General features: G+C 61.2%; 14 protein-coding genes and 4 pseudogenes. 11 read left to right on the plus strand and 7 right to left on the minus strand.

The annotated features are described in order from the left end of the window. The first annotated feature begins 107 nt into the window (after window positions 1-107). The 5 genes and pseudogenes from AB4O25_RS02275 to AB4O25_RS02295 all read left to right on the plus strand — a co-directional run bounded on the left by AB4O25_RS02275 (window position 108) and on the right by AB4O25_RS02295 (window position 6120). Complete coding sequence (locus AB4O25_RS02275) at window positions 108-2273, plus strand: TonB-dependent receptor (RefSeq protein WP_460150399.1); 2166 nt, start codon at window positions 108-110, stop codon at window positions 2271-2273. Window positions 2274-2340: 67 nt separating this feature from the next. Continuing rightward, complete coding sequence (locus tag AB4O25_RS02280) at window positions 2341-2547, plus strand: hypothetical protein (protein WP_460151011.1); 207 nt, start codon at window positions 2341-2343, stop codon at window positions 2545-2547. Further along, a pseudogene (locus AB4O25_RS02285) lies at window positions 2471-4527 on the plus strand (TonB-dependent receptor). Before AB4O25_RS02280 ends, AB4O25_RS02285 begins: the two are co-directional and overlap by 77 nt. A gap of 240 nt (window positions 4528-4767) precedes the next feature. Beyond that, a pseudogene (locus tag AB4O25_RS02290) lies at window positions 4768-5755 on the plus strand (hypothetical protein). Window positions 5756-5757: 2 nt separating this feature from the next. Next, window positions 5758-6120 (plus strand): hypothetical protein, encoded by a 363-nt coding sequence (locus tag AB4O25_RS02295; protein WP_017528357.1) that lies wholly within the window; start codon window positions 5758-5760, stop codon window positions 6118-6120. Between the two features lie 25 nt (window positions 6121-6145). On the opposite strand, the gene AB4O25_RS02300 is transcribed toward AB4O25_RS02295, so the two are convergent. Beyond that, window positions 6146-7828 (minus strand): AMP-binding protein, encoded by a 1683-nt coding sequence (locus AB4O25_RS02300; protein WP_017528358.1) that lies wholly within the window; start codon window positions 7826-7828, stop codon window positions 6146-6148. 177 nt (window positions 7829-8005) lie between these two features. Then, complete coding sequence (locus AB4O25_RS02305) at window positions 8006-8944, minus strand: LysR family transcriptional regulator (RefSeq protein WP_460150400.1); 939 nt, start codon at window positions 8942-8944, stop codon at window positions 8006-8008. Between the two features lie 108 nt (window positions 8945-9052). Here AB4O25_RS02305 and AB4O25_RS02310 point away from each other — a divergent pair. Both AB4O25_RS02310 and AB4O25_RS02315 read left to right on the plus strand, forming a co-directional pair. Next, window positions 9053-10551 (plus strand): annotated as a pseudogene (locus tag AB4O25_RS02310) (CoA-acylating methylmalonate-semialdehyde dehydrogenase). Between the two features lie 267 nt (window positions 10552-10818). Next, window positions 10819-12069: a glycoside hydrolase family 68 protein gene (locus tag AB4O25_RS02315; protein ID WP_065877868.1), complete on the plus strand. Its 1251-nt coding sequence runs from the start codon at window positions 10819-10821 to the stop codon at window positions 12067-12069. 155 nt (window positions 12070-12224) lie between these two features. Here AB4O25_RS02315 and AB4O25_RS02320 read toward each other — a convergent pair whose 3' ends face one another. Next, window positions 12225-13157: an IS110 family transposase gene (locus AB4O25_RS02320; RefSeq protein ID WP_068931592.1), complete on the minus strand. Its 933-nt coding sequence runs from the start codon at window positions 13155-13157 to the stop codon at window positions 12225-12227. A 1123-nt stretch (window positions 13158-14280) separates the two neighbouring features. Here AB4O25_RS02320 and AB4O25_RS02325 point away from each other — a divergent pair. The 3 genes and pseudogenes from AB4O25_RS02325 to AB4O25_RS02335 form a co-directional block, all read left to right on the plus strand. Continuing rightward, window positions 14281-14652: pseudogene (locus AB4O25_RS02325) on the plus strand (methyl-accepting chemotaxis protein); the annotation flags it as partial. Window positions 14653-14853: 201 nt separating this feature from the next. Further along, complete coding sequence (locus tag AB4O25_RS02330; RefSeq protein ID WP_460116881.1) at window positions 14854-15558, plus strand: methyl-accepting chemotaxis protein; 705 nt, start codon at window positions 14854-14856, stop codon at window positions 15556-15558. A gap of 17 nt (window positions 15559-15575) precedes the next feature. Continuing rightward, entirely contained in the window at window positions 15576-16496 is a 921-nt protein-coding gene (locus AB4O25_RS02335) for a substrate-binding domain-containing protein (RefSeq protein ID WP_116079627.1), read from the plus strand. Between the two features lie 156 nt (window positions 16497-16652). On the opposite strand, the gene AB4O25_RS02340 is transcribed toward AB4O25_RS02335, so the two are convergent. The 4 genes from AB4O25_RS02340 to xylA all read right to left on the minus strand — a co-directional run bounded on the left by AB4O25_RS02340 (window position 16653) and on the right by xylA (window position 21773). Then, on the minus strand, window positions 16653-17789 hold the full coding sequence (locus AB4O25_RS02340) for a sugar ABC transporter permease (RefSeq protein WP_017528364.1): 1137 nt from the start codon (window positions 17787-17789) through the stop codon (window positions 16653-16655). Next, a complete protein-coding gene (gene xylG, locus AB4O25_RS02345) occupies window positions 17790-19337 on the minus strand; it encodes a D-xylose ABC transporter ATP-binding protein (protein WP_460150402.1) in 1548 nt (515 codons plus the stop codon). It lies immediately after the preceding gene. 5 nt (window positions 19338-19342) lie between these two features. After that, complete coding sequence (gene xylF / locus AB4O25_RS02350) at window positions 19343-20344, minus strand: D-xylose ABC transporter substrate-binding protein (protein WP_460150404.1); 1002 nt, start codon at window positions 20342-20344, stop codon at window positions 19343-19345. A gap of 112 nt (window positions 20345-20456) precedes the next feature. After that, window positions 20457-21773, minus strand: a complete 1317-nt coding sequence (gene xylA / locus AB4O25_RS02355) for a xylose isomerase (protein WP_460150406.1) — start codon at window positions 21771-21773, stop codon at window positions 20457-20459. Window positions 21774-21912: 139 nt separating this feature from the next. Between xylA and AB4O25_RS02360 the strand changes: the two genes are divergently transcribed. Then, window positions 21913-23094, plus strand: a complete 1182-nt coding sequence (locus AB4O25_RS02360) for a XylR family transcriptional regulator (RefSeq protein ID WP_017528368.1) — start codon at window positions 21913-21915, stop codon at window positions 23092-23094. Window positions 23095-23142 lie beyond the last annotated feature (48 nt).

Consider the following 23142-nt stretch of genomic DNA (forward strand, 5'->3'; position numbering starts at 1 on the left):
GCGACCGCCTGGTTCGAAAGAAAACGCAGGGCAGGTGATACTTTTTCGCGCGTCGGCTGGCATCAGCAGTAATTCCCCTCTGCTCTCGATGAAAGGACCCTGACGCCATGCCTGTTGCCAGCCGGTTAACACTCGCCATTCGTACCGCCCTGTTGCTGGCGGCTGCCAGCAGCAACGCCTGGGCCGCTATCGCCGAGCCGACCGACGACAGCCCGCCGCCCCTGACCCTTGACGCGACGAACGTCAACGCTCGCTACACCGGCCCCACCGACCTGCCCGATGTGCTCGCCGGTGGCCAGGTGGCCCGTGGCGCGCGCCTGGGCATGCTGGGCAACAAGGATGTGATGGACACGCCGTTCAGCGTTACCAGCTACACCGCCAAGACCCTCGCCGACCTGCAAACCGTGACCGTGGCCGATGCCCTGGAGCGCGACCCCTCGGTGCGTTCCACCGGGCAGACGGGGGGTATCGTCGACTCGTTTTTCGTGCGTGGCTTTGCGATCGGTGAGGGCAACCTGGGCGAGTTGGCGTATGACGGCGTGTACGGCGTGGCGCCCAACTACCGTGCATTTACCGAGTACGCCGAACGCGTCGAAGTACTCAAGGGGCCGGGAGCGTTGATGTACGGCATTTCACCCAACAGCGGTGTCGGCGGGGTGATCAATATCGTGCCCAAGCGCCCGCTGGATCAGGACTTGACCCGCTTCACCGGCAGTTACGCCTCCGATACCCAAGTGGGTGGCCACCTGGACATCAGCCGGCGCTTTGGCGACGAAAACCAGTTTGGCGTGCGCTTCAACGGTAGCCTCCAGGGCGGCGACACTGCCGTGGACAGCCAGAACCGCGATGTCGGTATCGGCGCCATCGCCCTGGATTATCGCGGCGAGCGGCTGCGCCTGAACCTCGATTACCTCAGTCAGAAAGAGAGCTTTGAAGGCGCTTCGCGGCCTTTCACCATTGCGCCGGGCGCGGACGTGCCGTCTGCCGCGAACGGCCGCACCAGCCTGCCGCAGAAGTGGGGCTGGTCGGACACCAAGGAACAGTCGGCGTTGCTCGGCGGCGAATATGACCTGAGCGACTCGCTCACCGTGTTCGCCCACGCCGGTGGCGGCAGGTCGGATGTGAAGCGCATGTCCGACCAGGTGCCACAAATTCTCAACGCCGCCGGTGATACCAGCAACACGCCCGGTTACTACAAGTTCAACGTTGACCGCTCCACCGCCGATGTGGGCCTGCGCGGGTTGTTCGCGACGGGCCCGGTGACCCATACCGCTACGCTGATGGCAACCCGTTACCAGGACGAACTGTCCCGTGGCATCAACAGTGGCACGCTGGTTCGCTCCAATCTGTATCACCCGGTGGACGCGCCCAAGCAATCAATCAACGCGCCCCGGGTGTTGCGCGTTTCCGAATCGGATTTGTCCGGCGTGGCGCTGACGGACACCCTGGGCTTTCTGGATGAGCGCATCCAACTGACCCTGGGCGTGCGTCGCCAGGCGATTGAGTCACGTAACTACAACGCCGCGGGCGCGGTCAGCTCACGCTACAAAGACAACGCGACCACGCCGCTGGTGGGCGTGGTGGTCAAGCCGTGGGATGACGTGTCGCTCTACTACAACTATGTCGAGGGCCTGAGCAAAGGCGACACCGCCCCAGGCACGGCGAGCAACGCCGGCGACACCTTTGCGCCGTACAAGTCCAAGCAGCATGAGCTGGGCGTGAAGTATGAGCACGGTACTTTCATGACCAGCGTGGCGTTGTTCCAGATCGACAAGCCCAGCGGCGAACTGGGCGCCAATGGTGTGTATTCGGTACAGGCCGAGCAGCGCAACCGTGGCGTCGAACTGAGCGCGTACGGCGAAGTGGCACCCCGCACGCGGTTGATGGGCGGCGTGACCTTTCTTGAGGGTGAGCTGACAAAGTCCGCCACCGCAGCCAACCGTGGCAACAAACCCGTGGGCGTGCCGGACATCCAGGCCAACTTGTGGGCCGAGTACGACACCCTGTGGCTGGAAGGCTTTACCCTCACCGGCGGCGCGATCTACACCGATAGCCAATACGTCAATCAGGCCAATACCCAGGCGCTGGATTCCTGGACGCGCATCGACGCGGGCGCGCGGTATGTGACGAAGATAGAAGGGCGGCCCACCACTTTGCGCGCGACCGTACAGAACGTGTTTGATCGCGAGTATTGGTCGGGTGTGGCGTCGTATGGGGCGTTTTCGCCGGGTTATCCACGTACGTTGCAGCTGTCGGCCACGGTCGATTTCTGACTGCGTTGCGGCCGGATCACGCTGACGCAGGGCCGATGTAATCAATCGGATACACGAATGCGCATTCATGACGAATGATATTGTTTATCAATTACATTCACTTCCTGTTGGGTATCCCTTAAACTCCGCCCTGCTGGCGTTTGGCTGCTTTTTGGCACGCCGCAAAAACAATAATGATCGGTCACAGGGGCGCGGGCGTGAATTTCAAAAAGAATACAATTGCACTGGCGGTAGGGTCGGTGGTGTGCGTGACAGGTGGCGCCTGGGCGGCTGAAACGGCCCCCCTGGAAATTGCCCCGATCACGGTGAGTGGGGAAAAATCAACCGCAGCCTTGAGCAAACCCAATCCAGCGTAGTGGTGGTGACTGAACAGCAACTGCGCGACAAGGCCGACCACAGCCTGGTCGATGTCTTCGCTCGTACGCCGGGCGTGTACAGCCAGGCCGGTAACGAAAACTGGGGTATTCGCGGTGTGCCGGTGTCCGGTTTCGACGACCAGGGCCCGGCCACCCTCAACGGCGCTGTGTCGGTGTATGTGGACGGCGCCGTGCAACCCAACCGTACCCTGACCCTGAGCCCCACGACATTGTGGGATGTCGAGCAAGTCGAGGTCTTCCTCGGCCCGCAATCCACCACCCAGGGGCGCAACTCCCTGGCCGGTGCGGTGGTGGTGCAGACCCGCAACCCGACGTTCCAACCCAGCTTTTCGGCGCAAACCAATGTGGGCAACTACGGTGAAAAAGGCGCGGCGGTTGCCGGCGGCGGGAGCATTGTCGATGACAAGATCGCCGGGCGCATCGCCCTGGATTACCAGGATGGCGATGGCTATATCGATAACATCGCGCTCGGCAAGGACGCCAACCCCCATCGCACCAGCAATGCACGCGGCAAGCTGCTGATCACGCCCAGCGACGACCTCGACGTCTTGCTCACCTATGCCCACAACGAACACCGCCAGGGTGACAACTCGGTCATCCGCAACCCGGACAAGGTGCGTTACTACAAGGTGTCTTCCAACACCCAGGCGTTCGACAACCTTCTCCAGGACACCGTCAGCGCCAAACTCGACTACCGCCTCGACGACCAGTGGTCGCTGACCAGCCTCACCACCAACACGAATTCGGACTACAGCAACCGCCTGGATTTCGACCAGAACGCCGTGGACAACGACGTCATTCTGCGCAAGCAGGATGGCAAACTGTTCGGCCAGGAACTGCGCCTCAACTACAGCTCGGACACGGTGAAGAGTTTCATCGGGGCCTACTACGGCCACAACACCAACAATTTCCACGACCGGTTGTTGTCTGCTGGTGAGTTGGCAGCGACGGTCAAAGGCGACACGACTATCGAAAACAAAGCGCTGTTCGGTGAAGTCAACTGGACCTTTGCCCCGCGCTGGACGCTGGTCACCGGCCTGCGCTACGACCACGAGACCAACGACACTGACATCAAGCAGGACGATCTGTCCGACGCCGCCAAGGTCAATAAGTCGTTCGCCGCCGTGCTGCCCAAACTCGGTATCAACTACGAACTCGCCGCCGGCCAGTACCTGGGCTTCATGGTGCAAAAGGGCTATCGCGGCGGCGGCGTGAATGTGCGCTCCGGCAGCGGCCACCAGTCGTACGACCCTGAGTACACCACCAACTACGAGTTGTCATACCGCGGTTCATTCTTCGAAGACACCCTGCGCGCCCGCGCCAACCTGTATTACACCGACTGGAAAGACCAACAGGTCAGCGTGCGCCAGGCCAACACCAATATCATTGACGTCTACAACGCCGGTCGCAGTGATATCAAGGGCCTGGAAGTGTTCGTCGAAAAAGACCTCAGCGAGCAGTTGACCTTGACCGTCGGGGGGGCGATCACCGACGGTAAATACAAGGACTTCGTCGCGGGCAATGGCCAGGACCGCAGTGGCCAGGCGTTCCTGTACGCGCCCAAGTACAAGATGTCGGTGGGCGGCATCTATCGCATCAACGACCGCCTGACCTTCAACACCGACGTTACGTATCAGAGCACGACCCCGTCCGCGTACGAGTTCGATGCGGCGGGCAAGGTCAATGGCGAGCGCAGGAGTGACAACTACGTGCTGGCCAATTTCAGCAGCGAATTCAAAGTCACCCAGCACGTGGCGGTGTCGGGCTTCGTGAAAAACGCCTTCGACAAGCGCTACGTCACCAACAACCGCGATGACGAAATCATCGATGCGGGAGCGCCACGCACCTTTGGCATGGCGTTGCGTTACGACCTGTAAGCGGCACCCCTTCACCACTCGCGCGGGGCCGGTTTCGCACGGTCACACCGCAGCTTGGCGGCACTGCCCTGAAGGGGGCAGTTGTCCGTCGAGGTTCAAGTGCGGCTTTTGCGTAGGCGCTTTTTCCCTGCGATGTAGGCAACTTCCCAAATGTAATTCAGACCCCCTGGGCTTGTGTCCGGGGCCTATTCCCTTGCTTATATTCCGACGCCATCTTCATTGCCTCCTGGGATGTAGGACATGGCGCAGGGCTATATCAACGACCGCACGGCGGACTATCAGAGCTTGAAATCCCGCTTGATGGGCAGCGGTTTGAGTCGGGAACGCTCGGACCATTTCGATGTGTTGAACCATCATCTGCGCCGTGGGCTGGTAATGCCCGGGCAGTTGGTCATTATTCCCGATGCCTACAGCGCCAGCTGTTCCATGGAGGAGGCCTGGCTGGTGCGTCAGGCGCAGGCGATTCGCCGGGAGCTGGACAATGCGGGCGGAACCCAGGTGGTCAATGACTATGACTTGCTGCAAAGCCTGTTGGGGTACAGCTCGTTGGGCATCGGCAGCGCAACATCGGCATGGTCACGGCATCTGGATGAGGTGGCGCATACGCTGGAGGAGATCGAGCGATTGCATCAGCGCCTGAGGGAGGGCGGTTTGGATCGAGAAGCGTTTTTTCACCAGCGCAAGGTCCTGTTCGGGCTGCTGGAAACCCAGCTGCAAGGCGCGGCGCGATTTGGCACGGGGTTGCGGGGCAATCAGGCGTTAAAGAAGGTATTGGGATCTCCACCAAAAGCTATCTGCACAAGGGCGAGATTGCCGGGTATGCGCAGCGGATGCGGGCGATTGCGCAGACGTCGAAATGGTTGGGGAAGGGGACGTACGTGGGATTGGCGATGGATGTGGGAGTGGCAGGGTTGGAGATCAAGCAAGCGTGTGTGAAGGGCGAGAGGCGCAGTGTCGGCGGGCCAAGTATGTGGAGACGGGGAAGTTGGTGGGGAGCGTGATGGGGGCTGCTGTAGGGGCGAAAATGGGTGCTGAATTCACTCGTCGTGCATGCAATATCGTGTTGGGGGTGTCTATGAAGGGGGCGGGTGAACTCGCTTGCGTAGTCATGGGAGGTGCTGCGGGAGGGTACGCAGGAGGCTCTGCTTTTGGTGATGGTGGTGCGTTTCTGGGTGGGCAAATCGTAGAGGTTGATGCTGATTTGATCTTTCAACCCGAGGGCGCTTAACCGTGGATTTTTTTCTCATTTATACAATCCTGGTATGCGCGGGGGCTCCAATCAGTCTGGGGTTGGTGCTCTTTGCCGAGTACCGAAAGCTAGACGAGTTGGAAAGCTATTTCAGCGAAAATTCGTTGGTGCGGGGGCGAAAGCGATTTTGGGGCAGACGTCAAAGAATCGGCAGATTTATGCGCATGGGCCTGATGATCGATTTCCTATCAATGCCCAAGCGCTGTGTGAAACAGGGTTATGTCACCGAGTCGGAGCTGGCGGCCATCCCGAAATCGCTTAGACGATGGGCGTTGTGGCCCTATCGTTTCGGTATGTCATGGGCTGTCGCGTCAGTCATCTGGAGCATCTGGTACCACTGGTAGCCTGCCGCAACACCAGGTTTTGCCCTCAAGAAAAATCCTCCTCGAAATGCTCGTGCTCGCCCCGCGTCTGCCCCTGGCGCCGCACCACCTCCATCTGCCGCAGTTCCACCCGGCGGATCTTCCCGGAAATGGTCTTGGGCAGTTCACTCACAAACTCGATACGGCGCACCCGCTTATAGGGCGCCAGATGCTCGCGGGCAAACGCGAGGATGTGCGCGGCCAGCTCCGCACTGCCCGGCGCATCGTGGGCCAGGATCAGGAACGCTTTGGGCACCGCCAGGCGCAGCGGGTCGGGGCTGGGCACCACGGCCACTTCCATGACCGCCGGGTGTTCGATCAGCGCGCTTTCCAGTTCGAACGGGCTGATGCGGTAGTCGGAGGCCTTGAACACGTCATCGGCGCGGCCCACAAAGGTGATGTAGCCGTCGCTGTCGATCTGCGCGGTATCGCCGGTGCGGTAGTAACCGTCGCGCATCACTTCGGCGGTTTTTTCCGGGCTGTCCTCGTAGCACAGCATTAAGCCGAGCGGGCGCACATCCAGGGGCAGCGCCACTTCGCCTTCGCCGGCGGGCACGCCATCGGGGTCGAGCAGCGCCACGCGGTAGCCCGGTAATGGGCGGCCCATGGAGCCCGGCTTGAGCACTTGGCCGGGGGTGTTGCCGACCAGGGCGGTGGTTTCCGATTGGCCGAAACCGTCGCGCAGCGGCAAGCCCCAGGCGTGCTGGATCTGTTCAATGATTTCCGGGTTCAGCGGCTCACCGGCACCCACCAGTTCGCGCAGGCTCAGGCGCGGCTTGTAACTGGCCAGGTCTTCCTGGATCAACATGCGCCACACCGTGGGCGGGGCGCACAGGCTGGTCACGCCATAGTGTTGCAGCGCGCCGAGCAAAGCCTGTGCGCTGAACCGCGCCACGTTATGGATAAAGATGCACGCACCGGCATTCCAGGGGGCGAACAGGCAACTCCAGGCGTGCTTGGCCCAGCCCGGAGACGAAATGTTCAGGTGCAGGTCGCCCGGTTGCAGGCCGATCCAGTACATCGTCGACAGATGCCCCACCGGGTAGCTCTGGTGGCTGTGCAGCACCATCTTCGGTTTGGACGTGGTGCCGGAGGTGAAATACAGCAGCATCGGGTCGGTGGCCAGGGTGCGGCCCTCGGCCTGGAACTGCTCGGGGTAATTGAAGGCGGCGCTGTGCGCGACCCAACCCGCGGGCGCCGCGCCCACGCAAACGCGGCTGCAGCCGTCGCCCAGGCCGACGAACTTATCGACATGCGCCGCACCCACCACCAGGTGGCGCACCTGGCCGCGCTCGATACGGTCACGCAAATCATCCGGGTTGAGCAGGGCGGTGGCGGGGATCACCACGGCACCGAGCTTGAAGGCAGCGAGCATGGTTTCCCACAGCGCCACGTCGTTGCCGAGCATCAACAACACCCGTTCACCACGACGCACCCCGAGGGCACGCAGATGGTTGGCCACCTGGTTCGAGCGCGCAGCCAATTGCGCGAAGCTGTAGCGCTGCTCGCTGCCGTCCTCTTCGACGATCCACAGTGCGTTGGCCGAATTGCCCTCGGCCATCACATCGAAGTAGTCCAGGGCCCAGTTGAACGCATCCAACTGCGGCCAGCGGAAGTCACGGACGGCAGTGGCATAGTCGGTGCGGTGCGCGAGCAGGAAATCCCGGGCGGCCAGGAAGGGATGCGTCATGGTCGGTGTCCTTGATTATTGTTGTAGGGACCTTTTATTGTGCGGCTGCCTGCGGCTCAACAGCAGGCCGGACCGAGTATAGGCATGCATAAATCTGAAGATGAACGCCTAAAAATACCGATGCGTTGTGCAAAAACGTCATGGCTGGTCACGTCTTCAAACGGTGCACGGTCAGCTTTACCCACCGTAGCGAAAACCAAGCGACAACTTTTCCTTCAAATAACCCACCAGTGCGCTCACCGACTTCGGTACGTGGGGCGAGTACGGCCGGATCGAGTAGATCTCATCGGCAAAGGCGCCCTTGAGCGTCCAGTCTTTGAGCACTTGTACCAGCGTGCCGTTGGCCAGCGCGGCGTGGGCGCTGAAGTCCGGGAGCAGGGCGATGCCCAGGTGGTTGAGGGCCGAATCGCGCAGGGCTTCACTGTTGTTGGTGGCGAAACTGCCGGCGATGGGCACGGTGAGACGCTCGACGTTCTGGCTGCCGCGCTCGAAAGTCCACGCCGGTTGGTCGGTGCCCCGAGGGTAAAACAGGCAGTTGTGGGCGGATAAGTCCCCGGGGGCGCGCGGTTCGCCGTGACGCTGCAGGTAATCACGGCTGGCGACCAGCACCGAGCCGGTGTCGCAGAGCTTCCACGCCACGTGGGTTTCCGGCACCTGGAAGCCGTGGCGCACGGCCAGGTCGTAACCTTCGGCGGCCAGCGAACTCAAGGCATCGGACACATCCAGTTGGATACGCACCTGCGGGTACTGCTGTAAAAATTCCGACAGATGCGGCACCAATTGCTGCCTGGCGAACGCCACCGGCGCGGTCAGCCGCACCAGCCCGCGAATCTCCCCGACCGAGTCGCGCACGGACGAAAAACCGCGGGCGATTTGCGCGTAGGCGCTGCGCACTTCACGGGTCAACGACAGCCCCGCATCGGTCAAGCGCACACTGCGCGTGGTGCGCGTGACTAGCCGTGTGCCGGTGGCTTTTTCCAGATCGGAAATGCGCTGGCTCACCGCCGATTTACTCACCCCCAGGCGCGCGGCGGCGGCGGTATAGGTGCCTTGCTCTTCCAGCACCGACAGCCAGTGGATATGGGTCCAAAGCCCCTCGATCTCAGTTTTTTCCATGGGCGTATTGTTCGCGTTTATGGACAATAAGTTCAGGATTCTGCTCTGGTTTGGAACAAAGCGAAAGCCTAAGGTGTGTTCCACCGCTACCCACCTGGATCGACTGCCATGACCACCACCATCGAGCACTACATCAACGACCAGCGCGTGAGCCGCGATGATCGCTATCAGGACGTCTTCAACCCGGCCACCGGCGAAAAAACCGCACGCGTCGCGCTGGCCAGCCGCCAGACCGTGGCCGAAGCCGTCGCCGCCGCCCAGGCCGCCTTCGACGGCTGGGCCGACACCCCGCCGATCCGCCGCGCCCGTGTGCTGTTCCAATACCTGCACCTGCTGCGTGAGCGCAAGGACGACCTGGCGCGCATCATCGTCGCCGAGCACGGCAAGGTCTTCACCGACGCCCAGGGTGAAGTCGACCGTGGCATCGACATCCTCGAATTCGCCTGCGGCATTCCCAACCTGCTCAAGGGTGAATATTCCGACCAGGTGTCCCGTGGCATGGACAACTGGACGATGCGCCAACCCCTGGGTGTGGTGGCGGGTGTCACCCCGTTCAATTTCCCGGTGATGGTGCCGATGTGGATGTACCCGATCGCCATCGCGGCGGGCAACACCTTCATCCTCAAGCCAAGCCCTACCGATCCGAGTGCATCGCTGTTCATGGCCGAACTGCTGCGCGAAGCCGGCCTGCCCAAAGGCGTGTTCAACGTGGTGCAAGGCGACAAGGAATCGGTGGACGCGCTGATCGAACACCCGGACGTCAAGGCCGTGAGCTTTGTCGGCTCCACGCCGATTGCCCAATACATCTACGAGACCGGTGCGCGTCACGGCAAGCGTGTGCAAGGCCTGGGCGGTGCGAAAACCACATGGTGGTGATGCCTGACGCCGATATCGAAAAAACCGTCGACGCACTGATGGGCGCCGCCTACGGCAGTGCCGGCGAACGCTGCATGGCCATCTCCGTGGCCGTGTTGGTCGGCGATGTGGGCGACAAGGTCATCGCCGCCCTGAGCGAGCGTGCCAAGCAACTGCGCATCACCGACGGCCGCGACCTGAAAGCCGAAATGGGCCCGATCGTGTCTCGCGCTGCCCTGGAACGCATCAGCGGCTACATCGAACAAGGCGTGCAGGCCGGCGCGCAATTGCTGCTCGATGGGCGTGACTATGTGCCCACCGAACCCGGCCTGGAAAACGGCTTCTGGCTCGGCGCGACGCTGTTCGACCACGTCACCCAAGAGATGAGCATCTACCGCGAAGAAATCTTCGGCCCAGTGCTGGCCTGCGTGCGCGTGAACGACTTCGCCGAAGCCGTGCAACTGGTCAACGACCACGAATTCGGCAACGGCGTCAGTTGCTTCACCCGCGACGGCAACATCGCCCGCGAATTCGCCCGGCGCATTCAGGTGGGCATGGTCGGCATCAACGTGCCGATCCCGGTGCCGATGGCGTGGCACGGGTTTGGCGGCTGGAAGAAGAGCCTGTTTGGCGACATGCATGCCTATGGCACTGAAGGCGTGCGCTTCTATACCAAGCAGAAGTCGATCATGCAGCGCTGGTCGGAGAGCATCGAACAGGGCGCGGAGTTTGCGATGCCGGTTTCCAAATAGGATTCAACAGGCACTCCAGCACCCCTGTGGGAGGGGGCTTGCTCCGATAGCGGTGGTTCAGTCGACCTCTCCATGACTGACGGACCGCAATCGGGAGCAAGCCCCCCTGCCACATTTTTTTTGCGTAAGGGTTGACGGCGTGGCGAACGCTGAATACTGTATATAAACACAGTGTTTAAGTGCTGATCACCCAGGAAGGGTCATGTCAGCCACCCAAGGCACTGTGTGCAGTCATGGATTAACTCACCGGTATTAAAGGACTTAATGATGAAACACACAACGATCATCCCCACTCGCTGGACGCGCGCCGATGCGCTCAAAGTCAACGAAAACGACCCAACCACTACCCAGCCGTTGGTGCCTGGCGACTTTCCAGTGATGAGCGACAAAGTCTTTATCTGGGACACCATGCCATTGCGCACGCTGGATGGCACGGTGGTGTCGGTCGACGGCTGGTCCGTTATTTTCACCCTGACGGCCGACCGTCGTCCCCACGATCCACAGTTCATCAATGCCGACGGCCGCTACGACATCAAACGCGATTGGGAAGATCGCCATGGCCATGCGCGCATCTGCTATTGGTACTCGCGCACCGGCAAGGACTGGATCTTCGGCGGCCGGGTCATGGCCGAAGGGGTATCGCCGACCACGCGTGAATGGGCCGGCACGCCGATCCTGCTCAACAACGGCGGCGACATCGACCTGTATTACACCTGTGTGACTCCAGGTGCGACCATCGCCAAGGTCAGGGGCCAAGTCGTCACGTCCGATAACGGTGTGGAGCTACGCGGTTTCACCCAGGTCAAGGCGCTATTCGAAGCGGACGGCACCTATTACCAGACCGAAGCGCAGAACTCGACCTGGAACTTTCGCGACCCCAGCCCGTTTATCGACCCGGTGGATGGCAAGTTGTACATGGTGTTTGAAGGCAACGTCGCCGGCGAACGCGGCACCCACGACGTGGGCCCGGATGAGCTGGGCCTGGTGCCGCCCGGGCATGAGGGCGTGGGTGGCGCGCGCTATCAGGTCGGCTGCATCGGCCTCGCGGTCGCCAAGGACCTTGCCGGTGACGAATGGGAAATCCTGCCGCCGCTGGTCACTGCCGTGGGGGTGAACGATCAAACCGAGCGGCCGCATTATGTGTTCCAGGACGGCAAATACTACCTGTTCACCATCAGCCATAAATTCACCTACGCGGATGGGGTGACCGGCCCTGATGGCGTCTACGGCTTTGTTGGCGATCATCTGTTTGGTCCTTACACGCCGATGAACGCGTCCGGGCTGGTACTCGGCAACCCACCTTCGCAGCCGTTCCAGACCTATTCTCATTGCGTGATGCCCAACGGCCTGGTGACGTCCTTTATCGACAGCGTGCCCACCACCGGTGACGACTTCCGCATCGGCGGCACCGAAGCGCCCACGGTGAGGATTGTCTTGAAGGGCGATCGCTCGTTTGTGCAGGAGGCTTACGACTACGGTTACATCCCGGCGATGCGCGATGTGGTGTTGAGCCAGTAACCGCGGTGTAAAAATCAGCCTGACCCGTCAGGTGTAAACCGATCCAAATGTGGGAGCAACTGTCTTGATGACCCTAACTTTGGCATCGCTTTTTAAGACAGCCAAGCTCCCACAGCTTCAAGCCGTGTGACCTTCAACCACATATCGCTACCGATTCAGGCAGCGTGTTCTTTCCATTCGGCTCTATAACGCAGCATCGCGTTCAGCCTGACTAACAAAACACGCATGCATGCAATTAGCGCAACTTTTGCGCGTTTGCCTTTGTCGCGCAGTGCTTTATAGCGGGCTTGGAATTCAGGCTGTTCCCGGATGACAACCCAGCAGGCCATGTAGAGCGAGCGACGCACGGAAAACCTTCCGCCGCTAATGTGACGCGCACCTTGGTGTTTCCCACTGTCGTTGTTATACGGAGCGAGGCCCGCTAGCGCCGTGATCGGACGCCTGCCAATCTCGCCCAGCTCCGGCAGATATGCCATTAGGCTAGCCGCCGTAATGAGCCCGATGCCCTTAACTGAGCACAGGCGTTCGACCTTTTCGCGGTCTAGCCTGTTGGCGGTTTCGCGAATCAGCTGCTCTATCGCGTTCACAGCCTTGCTCAAGTAGTCGATATGGCTCTGCAACGCCGGTTTTACTACGTCGCAGGAGGCTGTTTTCAGGCGCCTTCTGTCATCGTCCCTCTGCTGAACAAAGTTCTCTCGCTGCTGGACTAACGCACGCAACTCGTCATGTTCCGGGCTGGTGATTCGGCTGCTTGGTGAGTCGAGAACCGCTGCGAACTGCGCAAGAGACTTTGCGTCTATCGGGTCGGTTTTAGCGTGTTGCCCCATCGCCCTGGAAAAACTCTTGGCCCGACGGGGATTGACGCAGATGACATTAAGGCCCGCAGCCTGAAGCGCCTTCATGACTTTGCGCTCATAACCGCCAGTAGCCTCCAACACCACGCGTCCGACCTGGTGAAGCAATAGCCACCCAATCAACCCAGGGAAATCTTCTTCGGCGTTAGCGCAATTTACCCCAACGTCAACCTGATGAACTCGAGCTTCAAGGCTGTCCTTGGAAACATCAATGCCTGCTGGATAGGAAAACATAGCCAAACCCTCTTACACTAAAAGTGAGAGCGCTCTGGCTTGGCCCACGCTTGTAACTGTTCGAGGTGGGCTCGTTCAACTGTTCGGGCTCATGTCCAGAGCGGAGAAGTGAGTGGCAGCATGGGCTCCCACACGTGCTTTAAGCACTTCGGGCATTCAGCTTGCCACTCACCCTCTCACTCTCAGCTTAATCCCGTATCAAGACACAAGGGGGCTTGCTCCCGATAGCAGTAGGTCAGTCAAGGTAGATATCGACTGACCCACCGCCATCGGAAGCAAGCCCCCTCTCACTTTTTTTGACCGCGTTTCAACCTGCCTTCAGCACTCAAGTCCCCGCCCGCCAGGCCGATACAGCCACTAGGTGCATACCTGGTCGTCGTTCAGGTCAACCAATAAAAATCAAAAAGGGGTAGCCATGACCATATTGCAGCGCGTGATCGGCGGATTTGCGGTGTTGGTGCTGTTGCTGCTGATCATGGCCGGGATCAGCTATCAGAACACGCAGTCCATCGGCAGCCGCTTGACCATTATCACCGGCCAGTCGGCGCCTTTGAGCCGGGCCGCGAGTGAGTTGTACGTGCATATCCTGCGCGCCAACCAGGCGTTGCTGGCCATTCAGATCAGTGCCGACCCCAAGCAGATCGAGGACGGCAAGCGCCCGTTTACCGAGAGCGTCGCCCAGTTCAACCAGTTGCTCGACAGCACCCTTGCCTATACCGGCGAGCATGAGGCTCTGCGGGCGAACCTGGCGCAGCAGCGGCAACAGGTCGCGGCCTACGCCGAGCAGGCGCAAGCGTTGATGACCTCCCACTTGCAGCATGTGCAGCAGCTGGTACTGACGCGCAAACTGCAAGGCTACAGCAGTGCGCAGGCGATACAGTTGACCAGTTACTTGCGCGACTACGTCGCGCAGGCACGCAGTGCCGGCGAGCCGCAACAGGTGGCCGCCGCGGAAAAACTGCTGTTGGAAGTCAACAAATCCTACGATGGCTTCGCCGCTCATACCGTCACGCCCGCCATTGATAAATTACAGCGCGTGCTCAATCTGCAGGACGAAGTGATCAGTTCTCGCGCCCAGGCCCTCACCTCGATTGACCCGCGAGCCGGGCGTATCGCCGGCGTGATGGTCAATCGCCTGCTGACGGACCTGACCGCCCCTGACGGGCTGTTCCAGGCCTATCAAGTGGAGGCGAAACTCGCCACGCAGGTGCAGCAACAACGCGATGCGGTGGATGCGGCGCTCAAAGCCACCCTGGAGCGGATTGGCGAGTTCGGCAGCCAGTCCCTGGAGGTCGCCAACCAGGCCAGTCACTCGGCCAATGCCACCATCGGCACCAGCCGCAGCTTGCTGTTGATTGCGTGTGTGCTGGCGGTGCTGGCGGCGGTGGCGATTGGTACGTGGGTCGCCTTCAGCTTGCGGCGGCCGTTGGCGGCGTTCCGTGAAGTGCTCAAGAAACTCACCGCCGGCGACATGCGAGTCAGTTTCGATGTCAGCCGCAAAGATGAGTTCGGTGAGTTGGGCGGCTACCTGAACGAACTGACCAAGGCCCTGCAGAAAACCTTCCGTGAATTGATCAGCTCTGCCGATGCACTGGCCGTGACCGCTGGAAGCAACGCCTTGAACAGCGAGCAGACCACCCGCGTGGTGGATGAACAGAAAGACCGTTTGCAGTCGGCGGCCTCGGCCATGACGCAGATGGAAAGCACGGTCGAAGAAGTGGCGCGGCGCGCCCAGGACACCCGCCAGGCGGTGGACGATACCAGTGACCTCACGCACAAAGTGCAGGAGCGCGTGGCCGAGACCATCGTCAATATCCGCCAGCAGGCCGACCAGGTGAACAAAGCCACGCAGGTGACCGATGAGCTGCAGAAGTACGGGCAGAACATCGAGGGCATTGTGGTGGCCATTCGCACCATTGCCGAACAGACCAACCTGCTGGCCCTGAACGCGGCGATCGAAGCGGCCCGGGCCGGCGAGCAGGGACGCGGCTTTGCGGTGGTGGCCGATGAAGTGCGCTCCCTGGCCAGCCGTACGCAGGCCTCGACCAGCGAAATCCAGGACATGATCGGGCTCATGCAGGAAAAAATTCACTCGGTGGTGCACGTGATGAACGAAAGCCAGGCGCAGTCCAGCCAATGCGTGTCCCTGGCCTCGGGCGCCGGTGATTTGTTGCTGTCCATGAGCGGCGCGGTCGACAGTATCCGCGACATGAATATTCAGATCGCCGCTGCCACCGAGCAGCAAAGCGCCACGGTGCAGGAAACCAGTCGGATGGTCATCCAGATCAACGATTCGGCCCAACTGACCGCAAACGGCGCCGAACAGTCCGCCGTCAGCAGCCAGGAGCTGTCGGACATGGCCAAAGTGCAGCGCGAGCTGCTCCATCATTTCAGCGTTTGAGCCGCAGGAGTCAGAACATGAAAGCATGGTTAATGCTCGCGCTGGGGGCGACGCTGTTCGTTCCGGGCCCCACCCAGGCCGCCACGCCCTTGCTGGGTGTGGGGATGGCAAAATACGACGATAACTTCCAGACCCTGCTGCGCAATGGGGTGCAGCAGCAGGCCGGCGTCATGAACGCCGACATCTTTATGGAAAACGGCAAGGACAGCGTCGATTTGCAGATGCGCCAATTCCGCAATCTGGTCAATTCCAAGGTGGATGCGATCATCATCGCGATGGTGGACGGCAAGAGCGCGGCGCAAATGATGCAATTGGCCTCGCAGGCCAAGATCCCGCTGGTGTTCGTCAACCGTAACCCGAACCCGGAAAAGTGGCCGGCGCAGACCGCGTTTGTCGGCTCCAACGAGTTGGAGTCGGGCACTTTGCAGATGGAAGAACTGGCGCGCCGTGCCGGTTACAAAGGCAACGTGGTGATTCTGGTGGGCGACCCGGCCAACGCATCTTCGTTGATGCGCACGGAGGATGTGGAAAAAGTCGTCGCCAAATACCCGGACATGAAAGTGATACAGAAAAAAGTCGGCAACTGGGAGCGCAGTCAGGCCGCCACAATTGTCATTGACTGGGTCAAGCAGGGCGTCGATTTTTCGATTATCGCCGCCAATAACGATGAAATGGCGATCGGCGCGATCATGGGCCTGGAAAAGGCCGGCAAGCAGGCCAAGGACTATTGGGTCGGCGGTATCGACGGCACACCGGACGGCTTGAAACTGATGGCCGAGGGCAAGATGGCGGTCAGCGTGTTCCAGGACGCCGCCGGCCAGGCCAGCGGTGCCGTGGACACCGCGCTCCGCCTGGTCCGCGGCGAAGTGTTGGAGTCGACGGTGGTATGGGTGCCGTTCAAGTTGATCACGCCGGAGAATCGCCAGGCGTTTGAATAAGACTGGCCACCTCGATCCAACCTTGAAATGCAGTCAACTGTGGGAGGGGGCTTGCTCCCGATGGCAGTGGGTCAGCTACCGATAAGCTGGCTGATGCACCGCCATCGGCAGCAAGCCCCCTCCCACAAGGGTTATGTGGTGTCGGTGAGAATGGGTTCAGCGCCGGCCCGCGCGTGTGCTCACGTCCACCCATACCGCCAGCACCAGAATGCTGCCCTTCACGATCATCTGCCAGTAGCTGTCCACGTCCAGCATCGACATGCCGTTGTCCAGGCTGGTGATGACCAATGCCCCCAGCAGCGCGCCGTACACCGTGCCCGAGCCGCCGCGCATTGAGGTGCCGCCGATAAAGCACGCGGCGATGGCGTCCAGTTCGCCCATGTTGCCCGCCGACGGTGAGCCGGCCGCGAGGCGGGCGGTGTTGACCAGGCCGGCGAGGGCGCACATCACGCCCATGATGCCGAAGATCCACAGTTTTACCGCCTGTACGTTGATGCCCGACAGGCGCGTGGCCTCCATGTTGCTGCCCACCGCATACACGCGGCGGCCGAACACGGTCTGGCTGGTGACGTAGCTGAACACGCCGAGCAGCACCAGCAGCAACAGCACCGGCACCGGGATGCCGTCGTAGCTGTTGAGCGTAGTGACGAACCCGGCCAGCACCGCGCCGATCACCCCTACGCGCACTACGTCACGCACCCGTGAATGCGCCGCCAAACCATGCAAGGCGCGGTTGCGCCGTTGTTTCCAGGTAAGGAACAAGGTCAGCGCAAACAGCAGCACGCCCAGGCCCACACCCACGGTATGCGGCAAATAGCCCTGGCCCACATACACCAGCGATGGCGACACCGGCGCGATGGTGGTGCCGCCGGTGATCCCCAGCAAAATCCCGCGAAACGCCAGCATCCCACCCAAGCCGACGATGAACGACGGGATGCGCAGATACGCGGTCATGTAGCCGTTGGCCAGGCCGATCATCAGTCCGCACAGCGCCACCAGGCTCAGGTTGGCCAGCAGCGGGATGTGATAGACCACGTCCAGGATGGCCGCCAACCCACCCAGCAGCCCCAGCAACGAGCCCACCGACAAATCGATCTCGCCACTGATAATCACCAGCACCATGCCGCACGCCAGAATCCCGGTGATCGACATCTGCCGCAGCAGGTTCGACAGGTTACGCGGCGTCAGGAAGCCACCCTCGGTCTGCCAACTGAAAAACAGCCAGATCACGGCCACCGCGATCACCAGGGCGAGCATTTTGTAGCGGGTAAACAGCTGTTTGAGCTGATTCATCTACGCGGTCTTCCGATTGTTATTGTGTTGGCTGAGCGCGGCGGCGAGCACCTGTTCCTGGGTGAGCCCCTCGTTGATGAAATCGCCGCGCAGTTGGCCGTCACCGATCACCAGCACACGGTTGGACACGCCGAGCACTTCGGCCAGTTCCGAGGAGACCATGATGATCGCCACCCCTTCGGCCGCCAGCGCGCCCATCAGTTTGTAGATCTCATATTTGGCGCCCACATCCACCCCGCGCGTGGGCTCGTCAAGGATCAGCACCTTGGGCTTGGCCATCAGCATTTTCGCCAGCACGGCTTTCTGCTGGTTGCCGCCGGACAGGCTGGTGATCGGCAAAAACGGGCTGGAGGTCTTGAGATGCATGCGCGCGATCTGCTGGTCGATGCTGCCCAGTTCCGCTTCGGCGTCGATGCGGGTCAGGTGCGCGTAGGTGTCGAGCACCGCCAGGGTGATGTTCTGGCCCACGCCCAGGTCGGGAATGATGCCCTGGCGCTTGCGGTCCTCGGGCACCATGCACAGCCCGGCCTGGATTGATTTGAGCGGCGTGCGCGTGTCGATCAGCGCGCCGTCCAGCCACACCTCGGCGCTGTAGCGGCCAGGGTAGGCGCCGAACAGCGCCGACACCAGCTCGGTACGCCCGGCGCCCACAAGACCTGCGATGCCGAGGATTTCACCGCGCTTGAGCACGAACGAAATATCATCGACACGCTTGCGCTTGGGGTTGTCCACGTCGTAGCAGGTGACATGGCGCGCCTCGAAAATCACCTCGCCCACCGCATGGGGCTCGGTGGGGTAGAGGTTGCTCATCTCGCGGCCGACCATCTGCGTAATGATGCGCGGGATGTCCATGTCGGCCATGGCCGTGGTCGCAATGTGCTTGCCATCGCGGATCACCGCGATGGTGTCGCACACGGCGGCCACTTCATCGAGTTTGTGGGAGATGTATACGCAGGCCACGCCCTTGGCCTTGAGGTCACGGATGATGTCCAGCAGCACTTCGATTTCCGAGCGGGTCAGCGCCGACGAGGGTTCGTCGAGGATCAACAGGCGCGCCTGTTTGTTGAGGGCCTTGGCGATTTCCACCAACTGCTGGTAACCGCCGCCGTACTGCGACACTGGCAGCGCCACGTTCATGTCCGTCACCTTGAGTTCACGCATCAACGCTTCGGCGCGGTGGAACATCGCCGGGTAGTTCATGCGCCCGCCGGGCAGGGTCAGCTCGTGGCCCATGAAGATGTTCTCGGCCACCGACAGGTCGGGCACCAGGGTCAGTTCCTGGTGGATGATCACGATGCCGGCCGCCTCGGTTTCGCTGATGGACTGCGCCCTGAGCGGCTGCCCGTCCCAGAGGATTTCGCCGTCCCAGCTGCCGTACGGATACACCGCCGACAGCACCTTCATCAGGGTGGATTTACCGGCACCGTTCTCGCCGCACAGACCCACGCATTCCCCCGGCCGCACCTTGATATCGATGCCGTTCAGCGCGTTGACACCGCCAAAGCTTTTGACGATGCCGTTCATTTGCAACAGGTAGTCGGCGGCCATGGCGTTCACTGCCCGCCGATCTGCTCTTTGGTGTAGAACCCGTCCTTCTCCAACAGATCGATATTGGCCTTGGTCAGCGGGGTCGGAGTGAGCAGGATGGTGTCGACCTTTTTGCTGCCGTTGTCGTATTGCGAGCTGTAGGTGGGCTTCTCGTTACGCGCCAACTGCACCGACAGCTTGGCGGCTTCGGTCGCGATCAGTTTGAGCGGCTTGTACACGGTCATGGTCTGGGTGCCGTCGATCACGCGCTTGACGGCGGCGAGGTCGGCATCCTGGCCGGAGATCGGCACCTTGCCCGCCAGTTTCTGCGCGGCCAGGGCCTGGATCGCACCGCCGGCGGTGGCGTCGTTGGAGGCGACGATGGCGTCGATCTTGTTGTCGTTTCGAGTCAGGGCGTTTTCGACGATGCTCAGCGCTTCGGTGGGGTTCCATTCCTTGACCCATTGCTGGCCGACAATCTTGATATCGCCCTTGTCGATGGCCGGCTGCAGCACTTTCATCTGGCCTTCGCGCAGCACCTTGGCGTTGTTGTCGGTGGGCGCGCCGCCGAGCAGGAAGTAATTGCCCTTGGGCGCCGCTTGCAGCACGCCGCGGGCCTGCATTTCGCCGACTTTTTCGTTATCGAAGGAGATGTAGGCATCGATGTCTGCGTTGAGGATCAGGCGGTCATAGGACACCACTTTGATCCCGGCCTTCTTGGCTTCGGCCACCGCGTTGGTCAACACCGTGGCGTTGAACGGCACGATCACGATCACATCGACGCCACGGGAAATCAGGTTTTCGATCTGGGAGATCTGCTTTTGTTCGTTGGCATCGGCCGACTGCACGAAGACCTTGGCATCGAGTTTCTCCGCGGCCGCCACGAAGTAATCGCGGTCACGGGACCAGCGCTCCAGGCGCAGGTCATCGATAGAGAAGCCGATTTTCGGATGGGCCGGGTCGGCCATGACCGGCAGGGTCAGCAGGGCCAGGGTGGTGGCGAGCAGGGTACGTTTGAATGACTTCATGGTGGTGCGTCCTTTTATTGTTGTTGGAAAGACACTGGGTGAAGACTTTAGGCGAACACTGTGGGTGTGGCTAGCGGGCCGCCCCTGTGGCAAGCCCGCTCACGACAACCCCTTAACTGTAGATAAAACGGTTGACCATCCCTTCAAGCATTTCCTGGCGCCCACTCACGGCCTGCGGGTTGAGCTCATGGGCAAACGCATGCTCGGCCAGCGACTCCAGGCTGAACTCGCCCGCCAGCACGGCCTTGCCCAGCGGCTGCTGCCAGCCGGCATAACGCTGGTCCTTGAATTGCTGCAACTGGTCGTTTTGCACCATGGCCGCCGCGCGTTCCAGGGCCAGGGCCAGGGTGTCCATGGCGGCGACGTGGCCGTAAAACAGGTCGACCTCGTCCAGGCTCTGGCGGCGCACCTTGGAGTCAAAGTTGTAGCCGCCGTTCTTGAAACCGCCGGCCTTGAGGATTTCATAGGTGGCCAGGGTCATTTCTTCGACGCTGTTGGGGAACTGGTCGGTGTCCCAGCCGTTTTGCGGGTCGCCGCGGTTGGCGTCGATGCTGCCGAAGATCCCCAGGGACACGGCGGTGGCGATCTCATGATGAAAACTGTGCCCGGCCAGGGTGGCGTGGTTGGCTTCGATATTCACCTTGATCTCGTGTTCCAGGCCGTACTCATGCAAGAAGCCGAACACCGTCGCGCTGTCGTAATCGTATTGGTGTTTGGTCGGCTCCTGGGGCTTGGGTTCGATCAGCAGGTCGCCCTTAAAGCCGATCTTGTGCTTGTGCTCCACGACCATGCGCATAAAACGTCCGAGCTGTTCGCGCTCGCGCTTGAGGTCGGTATTGAGCAGGGTTTCATAGCCTTCGCGGCCGCCCCACAACACGTAGTTGGAGCCCTTGAGCCGCAAGGTGGCGTTCATGGCGCTGAATACCTGGGCGGCGGCATAGGCGAATACCTGCGGGTCCGGGTTGCTCGCGGCGCCGGCGGCAAAGCGTGGGTTGCTGGAAGCAATTGGCGGTGCCCCACAACAGTTTGATGCCGGTTTGTTCCTGATGGCGCTCCAGGTGGTCGACCATCTGCGCAAAGTGGTTGCGGTATTCCTTGAGCGAGCTGCCTTCGGGGGCCACATCGGTGTCGTGAAAGCTGTAGTAGTCGATGCCCAGCTTGGAGAAAACTCAAAGGCCGCGTCTGCCTTGCCGATGGCCAGTTCCATGGGGTCGCCGCTGCGCTGCCACGGCCGCTTGAACGTCCCCACGCCAAACATATCCGCACCCGGCCACACGAACGTGTGCCAATAACAGGCCGCCATGCGCAGGTGCTCACGCATGGGTTTGCCGAGGATCAGCTTGTTGGCATCGTAATGGCGAAAGGCGAGGGGGGCGTCGCTGGTGGGGCCTTCGAAGCGAACCTTCTCGACACCTGGGAAGTACGGCATGGCGTTTTCCTTATTGTTCTTGGCGGTGTCTGGATACTAGCAATGGCCTGGGGGCTGCTGATTATGAAAATCACCAAAGGGGCGTGCGATTTTGAGTGGCGGGGGCTAGTCTCTGGCGACCGGCCACAGGACAACAACAATGAAAACCCTACCGCCCGTTCACCGCATCGCCTTGCTGTTCAACGGCAGCAAAATCTATGACCGTGGCATCATCGCCGGCATCGGCAATTACCTGAGCAGCACCCGTGCGTCGTGGGACCTGTTTCTGGAAGAGGACTTTCTATGCCGCCTCAAAGGCATAGAGCGTTGGCAGGGCGACGGCATCATTGCCGACTTCGACGACCCGTTGATCGGCGAAGCATTGGCGGGGATCAAGTTGCCGGTGGTGGCGGTGGGCGGTTCTTATGAGGATGCGCGTGCCTACCCCAAGGGCATTCCCTACGTGGCGACCGATAATGACGCGTTGATGAAGCTGGCCTATGAGCATCTGATCGAGGCCGGGCTGACGCGGTTTGCCTGTTTCAGCTTGCCCGAAGCCCAGGCCAACCGTTGGGCCCAGGAGCGCGAAAAAGCCTTCCGCCGGCTGATGCAGCGCGACGGTTTGCACGTGGAGATCTATCGCGGCCTGGGCACCAGCGCGCCACTCTGGGACAGCGCCGTGGAACTGCAGATCGCCTGGCTGCATAGCCTGCCCAAACCCATCGGCATCATCGCCGTCACCGACGCCCGCGCTCGGCAATTGCTGCAGGCCTGCCTTACCGCCGGTATCGCGGTACCGGAGCAGGTGGCGCTGATCGGCATCGACAACGACCCGCTGACCCGCACCCTTACGCGCGTGCCCTTGAGCTCGGTGATCCAGGGCACTGAAACCATGGGCCGCACCGCCGCCGCGCTATTGCATCAGATGCTGCACGGCAAGCCTTGCGCCGGTACGCAAATCCTGGTGCCGCCGGAGGCCATCAATGTGCAGGCCTCCAGCTTGCATCAACCCTTGGGCAACCCTTACGTGATGCAGGCGCTGCTGTTTATCCGGCAATACGCCTGCCAGGGCATCAAGACCGCCCAGGTCGCGGCCTATGTCGGCGTGTCGCGCTCATCCCTGGAGTCGCACTTTCGCAAGGTGCGCGGTTGCAGCGTGCATGACGAGATTCTGCGTTTCAAACTGGCGGCGGCGGCCAAGGGGCTGGAACACGGCGATTTGGCGATTACCGACATTGCCCAACAGTGCGGCTTCAAGTCGGCGCAGTACCTGCACACCGTGTTCCGGCGTGAGTACGGGTGTACGCCACGGGAGTATCAGCACGGCGTGGCGTGTGATTGAGGGCTGTATTGCCACTCGTGCAGAAGAAACATTTTTTAATACTTATCC

It is taken from the genome of Pseudomonas sp. S3_A03, assembly GCF_054668275.1.